Here is a 12,803-nt window from a genome sequence, read left to right on the forward strand (position 1 = left end):
AATAGACACGATCAACCGCTACAGCCCATCAATACTCAGGTTTGATCTCCGCCATCAGGTCTTATGGGATGGCTGTGTAAATTTAGGTCTCACGCAAAGATTGTGGCGAAGGAAAATGAGATTGCGAAAGCAGCAGTTAATGCAGCTGTTTGTATTCCCAAGCTCTTGGGTATAGAACTGGCCGAGAAAGTTTCAGAGCAAGAATTGATTGACCGAGGATCCTGTGTTGAGAGACCGGATCCATCGCATCGCCCATGGTGTTACTGGTTAACTTCTTTGCGTTTTAGACTCTTTGCCTGAGACCCTGAAATATGTCCCAACCCTCACTAGATGGCGGTAGTTATGAAATTATCCGCAGACGGCTGGAAGCCCAGGGCGCTGAGCTGAAGCAGAAACTCGCTCGGCTCAATGCACTGCGGCATGAGGTCTTTGGTGGAGTGGGCACTGAGCTACTGACTACCGATCGGGTGGTTACTGAAAACAATTGTATCCCACGCGATATGCTTTCGTTGGGACAAGGTCTCTTTCTTTTTGGCTACAATGTCCACATGGGACTTCGATCTAAGATCGAGGTCGCTGATGTATTTTCCATTTATCGTTATGATTCCAAAGAGCGGACTTTCGAGGCTGCAAAACATAGCTTTTTGGAGCAGCCGGAGTTCCTTGAAGACTTCGCTTATCTGTATCGCTACTACAAAAAGACGTCCTTCGTAAAATTCCTTTTGATCGGCCCCCATCTCTATATGGCTTTTCGGGTCTCAGAGGATGTCGCCGATGTGAAGGTGTTTAAATGGCTCATATCCGGTGAGGGGCAGCTTAGTTATCGAGGCAATCGCTCAGAACACGAATATCAGCTTCCTGAGTCTCACAGTTTTAGCTGGAACCGCGCACACCGCGACATGCAGCGTTCCGGCTCAAATCCTCACGTTTCGATAGAGGATAAAGTATTTGTTGAAACGATCGGAGGCGACCTGACCATCAAGATCGAAGATAACACGGATGACGGAGTTGGGATCTTTTCTGAGCCAGTGGACAATGCGGACCAAACCCTCGATGATGCCGACATACATTACGCTATAGCCGGAGACTTGGTCCTTATTAAAATCCGACCTTACCAGGAACAAATAACCCGAGGCTTCATCTACAACCACAAGGTCAAAGAGGTCTACCGCATAGACTCTATCGAGAGTTCCTGTGTGCTGCTACCCGAGGATCATGGAGTGATCTTTGCCGATGGCTACTACTTGGATTCTGGGACTTTCAAGAAATTTGAGCTCAACCTAAGCAAGATGCTCCTAGAGCGCGTTGTTGCTTCAGCAAATGGTGAAGACCATCTTTACGTTTTCTATAATCGCCTCGACGGTATTTACTCTCTCCTCCCCTACAACGTCATCACGCAGAGCGTTGAAAATCCAATACAGTGTCATGGCTTCTCGCTCTTCAACAGCGGCGAGCTCATATATTTCAAATCGCAGGGTCAGCCGAGTAGGCACCACAGTCTACAGGTTTGGCAAACGCCATTTGTTCAAGATGCGGATGTGCTCCACAGTGGCTCAGACCATTTTCTCGCCAAGGTCGGAAACCCTGAGGTTGTTCGTGCGCTGTCTTCCTGTCAGGAAGTTCTAACACTAATCAGCAAAGGCGAATCGTACGAACGTCTCTATGCTGACATCGTCCGTCAAACTCGAGACGCAATTGATAGCTACTTCTGGATTGATTCCGAAGACGTCGGCGATCTCAAGGCTACCCTTCAAGAAATCAATGGAACCGCGGTCGCCGTGATTGATGAATTCGAAAAAGTAGTCCGCATACGTAAGGCCACAGAAAAGAATACCCGCGAGGTCTTTGAGAGCGTTCGTAAACAGCTTTCTGAGATTGCCAGCGGGAGGCCTTCTGATGTCGAGAGCTACGTCGAACGTCTTGCGAGCTTGCGGCGACTTCGTGGTGAGGTAACTGCGCTACGCCGAGGCATCCCCTATTGAGGAACGCGAGGCGCATATCGCTGAAGCCTACGATCGAACCACTCAGCAAACGGTAGAATTTCTTCTCCGACCCGACGCTCTAGACCCTTACAAACAAAAAATATCCGGCCTCAGTAGCCATGTAGAGCAAACCAAGACCGCCGCTGAAACACGGGCCCTTGCGGCACAAGTCGACGCGGCTGGAGAAGCCTTGGAAATGTTGATCGATATTGTGAGTAATCTCAAAATCGAAGACGCGACACAAACCACCGAGGTCATCGACCGTATTTCGTCTGTTTTCGCTCATCTTAATCAGGTCAAAGCTGCCACAAAACGTCGAATTCAAGATCAGGCAAAGACTGAAGGGGAAGCACAATTTGGGGCTCAGATGAAGCTACTCAGCCAAGCTACCGTCAACTACCTCGATGTCTCCGATTCGCCGGAACGCTGCGACGAGTATTTGAACAAGCTCATGGTTCAGCTTGAAGAACTGGAAGGCAAATACGCTGATTTCGATGCGTTTCAGGATGAGATACTTCGCAAGCGCGAGGAAATCTATGCTGCTTTCGAGGCGCGTAAATCCACGCTAAGGGAAGACCATGGTCGCAAAGTGGCAAAGTTAGTCAAAACGGGCGAACGCGTCATCGCGAGTGTGTCCAACCGACTCAAGTCATTCAACGATGCCACGGATCTCAATGCATTTTTTGCTGCTGATCTGATGGTGGAGAAGCTTCATTCCACTATTGGCGAACTTAGGGATTTGGGCGAAACCCAGCATAGCGATGGCCTCAATGCTCAGTTGAAGACCTTACACAGTGACAGTCTACGTCAGCTTAAGGACCAGCAGGAGCTCTACGCAGAAGGTGAAGGGACCCTACGCCTGGGTCGACACCTGTTTTCGACCTCTAGCGGTGACCTGCGTCTCACGATAGTCCACCGGGATAATGGCCTTGCCTATCACCTCTCGGGCACGCGCTACTTCGAACCCATCATCGATCAAACCATTTCAGACTCTCGCGAGGTTTGGGAGATGGAAACGCCTTCGGAAAACAAGACGATCTATCGAGCCGAATTTCTCGCCTGGCAATTTCTTCGAGACGCACAGAATAAGGGCGTATTAGATGACTACATCGGGCAAACTGCTGAGGAACAGCTTGAAGCGATTCAAGCCTTCATGGCGCCTCGTTACCGGGAAAACTACATAAAAGGTGTCCACGATCATGATGCCCTGATAATCCTCGCAGCACTTGCGCCCATGGTTCACGAAGCCAAGCTGCTACGCTTTCCTCCAGAAATTCGAGCCTGTAGTCTCGTCTTTTGGCAAGAGGTATTTGCCGACGAAGCGGGCGATCTACTGCACCTCAAGATCGAGTCTCTCGCAGCGCTCGCTCAACTCTATCCTGATGCGAGCAACCGCGTAGAGTATACAGAACACCTGTCTCGCCGCATTGTCGAATTTTGCGACCACGCCCCCTTTTCGACGGAAACCGCCGATGATGCGGCAGCCTATCTCTTTGCAGAAATGACGGACGCCCACGGATTCTCTGTGAGCAAAGAGGCATGGGAATTAATTCAATCCTTTGAGCAAGACATTCTAGGCAAGCGCTTCAAAGTGCGTTTCGAAGAACTGCGAGCTCAGAGTCACTCCAGCAAAGTCTCAGAGTACCAAATAATTGCCGATTGGATTCACGCCTTTGCTCTAGCGAACGAGGATTGGCAACACCACCTAGACTACGTGAGTGAAGCAGCGGCCCACTTACTTTCTGGACGCTTTCGTGAAGTAAAGCCAAGTCAGGTCTCTTTGCGTGCGGAATTGTCAGGTTTCCGCGGTAATCACCCCGCCATCCCCGATGGCAAAACAACGCTCGACATCAACGATTTTGTCCAGCGGCTTACCTATTTTGAGCGTATCACGCTGCCCGCTCACCAAGCATTTGAATTACGTAAACAAGCCTTGCTGGATCAGCGTACCCGTGAGCTAAAGCTCGATTCTTTCACCCCACGTATCCTCACCTCCTTTGTGCGCAACCAGCTTCTGGATCAGGTGTATTTACCCATCATTGGTGACAACCTCGCTAAACAGATTGGAGTCGTCGGTGAAAATACACGCACCGACCGTATGGGGCTGCTACTCCTCGTTTCGCCTCCTGGTTACGGTAAGACCACCCTCATGGAATATGTGGCAAACCGCCTCGGGATAACTTTCGTCAAGATAAACGGCCCTGCCCTAGGGCATGAAGTGGCGTCACTTGATCCATCTGAGGCTCCTAATGCAAGCGCAAGAGAGGAAGTTGAGCGACTCAACCTAGCTTTCGAGATGGGCGACAATGCCATGATCTATCTCGACGATATTCAGCATTGTCATACCGAGCTCCTCCAAAAATTCATCTCACTTTGCGATGGTCAGCGTAAAATCGAGGGTGTGTTCCAAGGCGAGCCCAGGACCTACGACCTCCGTGGGCGCAAAATCGCGGTCGTCATGGCGGGCAATCCGTATACTGAAAGCGGGGCAAAGTTTCAAATTCCAGACATGTTGGCCAATCGGGCAGACACTTACAACCTAGGTGACATCGTAGGCGGAAGCCTTGCAGCTTTTAAGAACTCTTATATCGAGAATGCGATGACTTCTAATAGTGTGCTTGCTCAGGTCGCCGCACGCCATCACGCGGATATCTTGAGCATGATGGAAGGGATCGAAACGGAAAGTATGCAGGACAGAGAATATGTGGGTGATTACAGCGCGGAGGAACTCAGTGAAATCATCTCGGTTCTCCGCAAGCTGATGAGAATTCGTGAGACGATTTTGAGAGTAAATCAGCAGTATATCCTTTCAGCCGCACAGGAGGAAGCCTACCGAACCGAACCCGCATTCAAGTTACAAGGCTCATATCGCAACATGAACCGCCTGGCGGAGAAAGTAGTTGCATTGATGACCGACGAAGAAGTGGAGCAATTGATTCGCGATCACTATTTGAATGAATCTCAAACACTCACAGATGGAGCTGAGGCCAATCTATTGAAACTTTATGAAATTGAAGGCTGGATGGGCGAAGATGAGGCGCAGCGATGGTTAGAAATCAAACAGACTTTTAATCGAAATAAGCTTCTTGGTGGCGGCGGTGAAGAGGACCCCATCAGCAGAATTTTGGGCCCACTGCTCACTTTCTCTGGCAGTGTCGAAAGTATCGCAGCCACCCTTAAAGATGCCACCTCTGGAGACCGCAGGGAGATACAAGGCGTTATCAACGTCTTATCAGAAATCCGCGAACAAATGACGGTGTCCCCTGCGGCACAGCAGGTTATCGAGCCTCGCCCTATTCAGCAGCTCAGTCTACCTACAGGGACCATCGAGAGGCTGGACGAGATTCTCAAGGCGTTTAATAAGATGCTGAGCCATACTCAGATCGAAGAGTAGGTGTTTTTCGCATGCTCACTATGTGCTATGAGGCTTCAGTCTTTTTTATCTGGGATACCCGCACCTTCGTGCCATCGCGGAGGCACTAGGGTATCCAGTGCATAGGCGCTTACACTGGATGATTCGTATTTTATGATGTCCTCGAGTTTTCTCAAACACTCGAATGCTAAGACATCTTTTGACTGCAAGGCTCCTGGGAGGTGTCTCTCTTTCCCTTCATCTCTAGCATGAAGTAATACAAAAGGCGTCCCAGCTAGTTTTGTTTTTTGTAGTTCATACCACAGCCATGGTGAGAAGCCGATAATCGCGTCGGGCTTATAGCTTTCAAGCCATATAAGGTATGGCTCGCGTGATTTGTTCATAGCATAGAGGGGAGGTATGGAAACAGCAGCCTCTCCATACTTTTGACGTAGCGCGATCATCGCCATTTCTCGTTGTAGGTCATCCTTTATCACTGGATGATGACGCATCGAAGCTAGCCCGATGCGTCGATACCCCTTCTCCCAAAGTTTATGCCAACACATAAAGACTCCTGCTTGTTGGTTATGACAGATGGAGTGAAATCCTGTGAATACCTGCGTTTGGAAGCTGATAGCCGGCAATTTTCCAAATTCCACTATCGCCTGATAAATTTCGCGCTTACAGTGGCCAGCGATAATTCCAGAGCAACCGCGATGGTAGATCGTCTGAATCAACCTTGAAGGATGTTTAAACAGATCTGGATCTGCTTTCTCTACTTCAAACCCCATTCTCTCTTTATGTTTATCGAAGTATTTGGAGAGATCGGGTGTCGCTCTAAACACCCCGGGTTCGTTTGCCTGAGGACTTTCTCGGAGATAGTAGATGAGCGTTCGCTTCGTTTTGCTAATCTGCCTTTGTTTGGACAAGGTAGAATAAGTTAGATCTCTTTCAAATCCCAGCTCGCGTGCCGCATCCTCGACGCGTGTGCGAGTCTCATCAGAGACCCGAGACAAACCTGAAAGAGCGCGGTGCACCGTCGACTTACTTATCCCCAAATGGGCAGCAATGTCTCTGATGTTGGGTTTTCGACTAGCTTTCACGTTTATACAATCGGAGCTAAATTTTGGGCTTAAAGGAAACACTGCGGGACTGTCCCGCAGCAGCGTTATTGTGTCCTTACCTGGTGAAAAGCTATCGTGCTGAAAAAATGAAAACCCCTCTCATTATGGCATCAAAAAAATTACAGATATATTCTCATTTCAGACTATCGTTATTTATCGGGTTAATTGCCTCGTTAACCTCTCAGGCCCAAATCCTCTCTGACGGCGATGGCACGTTTCAAGACGGTACTACCTGGCAAGGAGGAGTCGCTCCTACCAGCACCGATTCTTGGACGATTCAGTCGGGAAACGCAGTCACCGCCTCTGGTAATTTAGCTATCCAATCCCCGGCAGTGGGTCAAGTCGACGGATCGCTCGACATGGACGGTAACAACATTACCCTCAGTGGTGGTGGAACCTTAAATTTAAACGGAAATTTGACGCTACATAGGCTTCTGAATTCGAGCAGCGGATCAGATGAAGGTGGCATCGTGAATGTAAACTCTGGGACACTGACCTTTACTAGTCGAATTTATCTCACACAGAGCGATTTCGATAATACGCTTATCACTCAGTTCAATTTAAACGGAGGCTCCGTAAGTGGGTCGGGTGAAAACTTCAGACTTTATGGAGCAGATTCAGACGACACGGCTCAACTATCTGTCACCGGTTCAGCGGGTAGTTTTATAGTCGGAAACACAGATCTTTTCAATTCAGCCACGGGTTTCGAAAATTCTGCCACTGACCTGAACTTCACCTTCGGAAGCTCAGGCGGATCAGGAGCACTCACTGTATTGAATACTGGCAATCTCACATTGGGTGGAAACGAAGTGACCATCGACTTCAGTTCAATAGATCGCGGCTCCCACTCCGGGTCACTGAGTACTACACTGATCGACTACGGGAATAACCTGACAGGGAGCTTAGGAACATTGAATAGCGTCGGCTTGGCTGCTGGAGAGTCAGCTTCTCTTTTCCATGATGCAATAGACGGTTCATTCCGCGTCGATTACACCTTGGTCGCGATTCCAGAGCCTTCAACCTATGGCCTAATGGCCGATTTACTGGGCCTTTATATTGTTTGGGGTCGCCGGCGCAGATAGAGACTTCTAATCATATATTTTCCCAAAACCCACCACAGATGCGTCTGTGGTGGGTTTTTTGTTGATAGGTGATGTCACCTGGAAGGCGGATTTTGCACAAGTCTAAAAGCTCGATCGCTGTCGGTTTGATTAGATTGCGAAAGAATACGAGATTTCTTTCTCAAATGATTCAGGCTGAGCGATCGCCGGGCGAATTAATGGAGGGTCCCGTTCGAAACCTTTGGGGCTACTCGATAAAGAATAACTGCCAAAATCTTGCCACACCATGCTCAAGAATCTATCCATCCGATTCAAGTTCTTCACAGCCTTTGGCCTTGCCTTAGTGCTGTTTGCGATTCTCAGCGCCGTCAGTGTAAATAGCACTGAAAAGCTCCTCGACTCTTTGGGTTGGGTCACGCACACATCTAACGTTATTGCCGAAGCGAGTCAGATTGAGTCTGCAGCGGTGGATATGGAGACGGGTGCTCGTGGCTACCTCCTCGCAGGAAAAGATGAATTCCTTGAACCGTACAGAAACGGAGAGGCAGAATTCACAGACAAAATTGCACAGCTCAAAAAGACTGTCAGCGACAGTCCGACTCAAGTAAAACTACTTGAGGAGATCAGCGCCAAAATCGCGGAATGGAACGTAAATGCAATTCAGCCGGCCATCGATCTTCGCACCGAAATCGGCGACGCAAAGACCATGAACGACATGGCTAAGCTGGTGGGCGAAGCGCGCGGAAAAACATATTTCGACAAATTCCGAAGCCAGATCACTCGATTCATTAAGGGGGAAAAGGAGCTAATCGTTGAGCGGCTTAACGAGTCCGATACAGCCTTCGCCAGACTCAACACTGCCTTTGAGACAGTGAGGGACTCGAAAAGCTGGATTATCCATACCTATCAAGTCGTCGGAGAGGCGGAGTCGCTCTTGTCCGAGGCGATGAATATGGAGACGGGCTTGCGGGGATTTTTGCTAGCAGGCAATGACGAATTTCTTGAGCCTTACGAATTGGGAAAATCAGCTTTCTTCAGTAAACTCAGTGCATTGCAAAAGAAAGTTAGCGATAACTCCGTCCAGGTGGAGTTGTTGGCTGAGATAGGCAGTACTTTCAGCGACTGGAATAAAAATGTCACCGAACCGGCGATCATGATGCGCCGTCAAGTAGGCAATGGTGTGGTTATGGAAGATATTGCAGCATCATTCGAGGACGCACATAGCAAAACATATTTTGACCGTTTCAAAGGTCAGATTACTGCTTTTGTCGGTCGTGAAAGAGAATTGCTGGCACAGCGCGAATCGGAGGGCAAGGCAGCCCTAGCGCTCAAAAGCGCCGAGATGAAACGCATCAAAGAAGCGAGTGACTGGGTGAACTATACTCATGATGTAATCGCGACAGCCAAAGAGATCTTGACCTCGGCAGTGGATATGGAGACAGGAATGCGCGGATATCTTCTAGCAGGTAAAGAAGAATTTTTGACACCCTATCATTCAGGGAGAGAAAACTTCGAACGCCTCACCGCTAGCCTGCAGGAGGCTGTAAGCGAGATCCCTTATCAAGTTCAGATTCTCGAAGATATGAAGGATACGATCAACGCCTGGATATCTGATGTAACGGAACCGACCATTGCTCTAAGGCGCGAAATTGGGGACGCGAAAACTATGGATGACATGGCGGATCTGATCAGCGAGGCACGTGGAAAGGTATATTTTGATGCGTTCAGAAAGATGATTACAGAATTCAAAGATCGGGAAGCTGTGTTAATGGCAGAGCGCGAAGAGGTCGCCGATTCTACAGCATCTATGACTCAGGCGATCATTCTATTCGGTTCCATCGCCATCATCGTTTTCACGATTGTTTTTGCGGTATTAATCGTAAATGCGATCCTGCGACCGATCACCTCAACTTCAAATATGCTCAGAGATATCAGTGCCGGTGAAGGGGATCTATCTGTTCGCTTAGAAGTTACGAACCGCGACGAACTCGGACGCATGGCAGAATATTTCAATCAGTTCGTCTCGAAACTAAATAATATCATTCGACAGGTTGCTGATAATACCAACGAGCTGGCTCAAACAAGTTCTAGCCTGGCTCAAAATGCGGCATCCCTGACTCAATCAGCTGACAGCGTAAACGAAGACTCTTCGAATACAAAACAATCTGTGGATGTGCTCAAAGGCAACCTGACTCGAATTTCTGAAGGTGCAGAGAAAGTAACTTCTGGAGTCAGTAGCGTCGCTGCGGCTATGGAACAGATGTCAGCTACGGTAACGAACGTCGCTGAGAATTGCATGAATAGTTCCAAGGTGTCCGCGGATGCAAAAAGGAACGTAGATAGTGCGCTCGAAACCACGACCGACCTACAATCTTCAGCCTCCGAGATTAGCAGCTTTATTGAGACGATTAACAGTATCGCTGACCAAACAAACCTGCTTGCCCTCAATGCAACGATCGAAGCAGCCAGTGCGGGTGATGCCGGTAAAGGCTTCGCCGTCGTAGCCAGCGAAGTAAAAGAGCTCGCTCAACAAACATCAAAGGCAACCGACCAAATCAGCCAGCTCGTCGCCGAAATGTTGCGGAAAACCAACGCTGCGGCCGAGGCTAATTCCAGTGTGTCTGGCTTGATCAATCAATTGGATGCCAATGTCCAGGATATCGCGGCAGCGATCGAGCAACAGTCGATCGCTAGTAATGAAATTTCACATAATGTTTCCCAGGCGTCTCAAGAAGTCACCGAGATCTCTGAAAACATCAACCAGGCTACAGACAGTTCGGTCGACGTGTTTCAGAGTGTGTCGAATATGAACGAGTCATCCGAACTGTCTCGAGAACATGCCCTTCAAACGAACGCTCAGAGTGAAGAGCTCAGCACAATGGCCGATACCTTGAGCGGCTTGGTAGGACAATTCAAAACCTCGAAAGACTAGAGCCAAAGTCAATTTGCTACCCAGCTATTTAACGCGGGACATAAAGGCCTCGAAGTATACTTCGAGGTCTTTGATATTACTGGGCTCGATCTCCTTTGCATCAATTTCGAAACGCTCGGCAAGGTCCTCGATTTCCACCTCATCGACAGCCCTCCAGGCACATAAAGCAGTTCCAAAAAGGGTGGCCTGCTCCAGGTTTGATATCTGGAAGCTCATCTTTGGGCAAAGCTGAGCGAGTGCCTGGCAATACAAAGTATTCTTAGTGAATCCACCCTCGATGAACACGGTAGTGCCCTCGCCTGCTCCTAAGAAACTCAACGCCTCGACGGTTTGAAAAGCCAGCGACAGGTTGAGCGCGGCAAAATAGTGCTGACCCAGCCCTGCCAGCTCGCCAGGACACAATTCATCCAGAGGTGTGAAGCTGCCCGCCTGTTCGACTCCGGGATTACAGTCCGGGAATATTTTCGCGGTAGGCACTACGCCAGGTAATACGAATAGATTACTGGCTGAGCACAGGACCTCTGCGTCAAGAGTAGTCGAATTGTCGATTTCCGGCCCAAAAGCTTTGAAGGTCGTATATTCCATTCCCCCACTCAGCAGTGCTGTCTTTACGGGGCGACAAGCGACATCCATGTTAAAGAAAGTCATCGTGCGCAGTTCGGCTGCGGTCAGTTCGGGTTGTTGACCCGGTGCCATCAGCACACACCAGCTTCCAGTTGAGTTCAGAATGTAATTATCGAAGGGCTTAGCTAGATACGGAACCAGAGAAGCATTTGAATCATGCACGCCGAGTGTCACACTACAGGAAGGATCGAGACCACATGCCTCTACCCAATCATCAGTGACTGTGCCGAGTATCTCCCAAGGGCTACGACGTTCACCAGGAAACTTCGCCGGCACATCTAGATCTGTTGCCACGCGGCTCCAGTCATCTTGTTTAAAATCCCAAAGGTGGGTGTGGTTACCCACCATGGTCGGCTCCCAAGATTGCTCTCCAGTCAGGAGATATCCGAGATACTGGGGAAACATGAGAATGCTCTCTGTTGCCGCCCATACGTCGGGCTTGGCTTGCTGGATATAGTAGAGCTGCGCCGCCGCATTGATCAGGCCAAGCGGGGGTGAAAAAGTCTCCGCTTGAAGCTCTTTGGCATCACCGTATTCCGCGTAAAACTTAGAATCAAAATCGCCTACCGGATCACTCGTATAAGACATGACAGGCTTCACCAATTTGCCAGCCGCGTCGATTAATGCGAACGTCGCCCCGTGGGTGGTGATGCTGATATTTAGAATATCGTAGTCGGCCGCGAGCTCGCTCAGCGAGTTTTTGAGCCACCCGACCATAGCATCGATCTGTTCGTATGCGATGCCGGAGCCGTCGGGGGCTGGCTGCGAATCAAGCTGAATCGAGCGACTCGTGATCTGCTTTAAATCGCGGTCATAGAGAGCAATTTTTTTATTAGTCTTCCCGATATCTAGTATGGCAACGACGGCATTCATAACAAATCGGTGAAGAGCTATTTAGCAAAAGCTTTCAGAAAACTGGATTTGTCTGAATCTTTGAAGAAAGCCGAGCCCGCTACAAATGTATCTACACCCGCATCACGGCAGAGCAGGCCAGTTTTTCGGTCTACACCGCCGTCTACCTCCAGCCTAAAGTTGAGACCGCGTTCCTGCCTCCAACTTGAAATCTGTTCCATCTTTTCTATTTGGGCGTGTTGAAAAGACTGTCCTCCGAAACCTGGTTGAACCGTCATCACCAGAACTAAGTCGACTTGATCAATCAACGACTCGATCGCCGAAGCATCGGTGCCAGGATTGAGGACGATTCCATTTTGACAACCGAGGTCACGGATGCGCTGCAGCGTCTCTTCTACATTATAGTCGGGTTCGATATGAATCGAAATGAGGTCTGCTCCGTTTTTGGCAAAGGCTTCGATATACAGGTCCGGACGAGAGAGCATGAGATGCGTGTCGAAAAACAACTTTATGCCACCATTCCTCAGGTCGCCCAACATCTGTGGGCCGAAAGTGAGGTTCGGCACAAAATGGCCATCCATAATATCTAGATGAATCCAATCCGCTTCTGCTCCTGCGACAACTTCAGCGCTCTCGAGTAGGTGAGCATGGTTCCCAGCCAATATCGAAGGCGCGACAATCAAATCATGAGACATCCCCTATCTTTTTCCGACAGTCGTTCAGTTCACAACCTATTTGTGTGGCGGCTTGATTTTATAAAGTAAGGCCTCTCTTAATTGAGCGCGGTTGAATGAATCAGAGGGTGCAATTGAAGTAACGGGGAGATCTAATTCTTGCTCCAGTATTCATCCCATTGCTCATTGGCTCTTAGCGTTC

At 49.2% G+C, this 12,803-nt stretch carries 7 protein-coding genes; 4 read left to right on the forward strand and 3 right to left on the reverse strand.

Features of this window, described 5'->3' with window-relative positions; genetic code table 11:
* Positions 1-311 precede the first annotated feature (311 nt).
* Together HRU10_13805 and HRU10_13810 are read left to right on the forward strand one after the other, a co-directional pair.
* A complete protein-coding gene (locus HRU10_13805) occupies positions 312-1,982 on the forward strand; it encodes a DNA repair ATPase (GenBank protein NRA28305.1) in 1,671 nt (556 codons plus the stop codon).
* 196 nt (positions 1,983-2,178) lie between these two features.
* A complete protein-coding gene (locus HRU10_13810) occupies positions 2,179-5,376 on the forward strand; it encodes an AAA family ATPase (GenBank protein NRA28306.1) in 3,198 nt (1,065 codons plus the stop codon).
* A 35-nt stretch (positions 5,377-5,411) separates the two neighbouring features.
* Here HRU10_13810 and HRU10_13815 read toward each other — a convergent pair whose 3' ends face one another.
* Entirely contained in the window at positions 5,412-6,437 is a 1,026-nt protein-coding gene (locus HRU10_13815) for a LacI family DNA-binding transcriptional regulator (protein ID NRA28307.1), read from the reverse strand.
* A 107-nt stretch (positions 6,438-6,544) separates the two neighbouring features.
* Here HRU10_13815 and HRU10_13820 point away from each other — a divergent pair, with 107 nt between their 5' ends.
* Together HRU10_13820 and HRU10_13825 are read left to right on the forward strand one after the other, a co-directional pair.
* Entirely contained in the window at positions 6,545-7,540 is a 996-nt protein-coding gene (locus HRU10_13820) for a hypothetical protein (protein NRA28308.1), read from the forward strand.
* 265 nt (positions 7,541-7,805) lie between these two features.
* Positions 7,806-10,451, forward strand: coding sequence for a methyl-accepting chemotaxis protein (locus tag HRU10_13825; protein ID NRA28309.1), 2,646 nt, complete (start codon positions 7,806-7,808; stop codon positions 10,449-10,451).
* A gap of 24 nt (positions 10,452-10,475) precedes the next feature.
* On the opposite strand, the gene HRU10_13830 is transcribed toward HRU10_13825, so the two are convergent.
* Both HRU10_13830 and rpe read right to left on the reverse strand, forming a co-directional pair.
* The gene (locus HRU10_13830) at positions 10,476-11,948 is read right to left on the reverse strand and encodes a hypothetical protein (protein NRA28310.1); all 1,473 of its coding nucleotides are present in this window, start codon (positions 11,946-11,948) and stop codon (positions 10,476-10,478) included.
* A 17-nt stretch (positions 11,949-11,965) separates the two neighbouring features.
* Positions 11,966-12,622, reverse strand: a complete 657-nt coding sequence (gene rpe / locus HRU10_13835) for a ribulose-phosphate 3-epimerase (GenBank protein ID NRA28311.1) — start codon at positions 12,620-12,622, stop codon at positions 11,966-11,968.
* Between the last annotated feature and the right edge of the window lie 181 nt (positions 12,623-12,803).

Source organism: Opitutales bacterium (assembly GCA_013215165.1).
Lineage (GTDB): Bacteria > Verrucomicrobiota > Verrucomicrobiia > Opitutales > JABSRG01 > JABSRG01.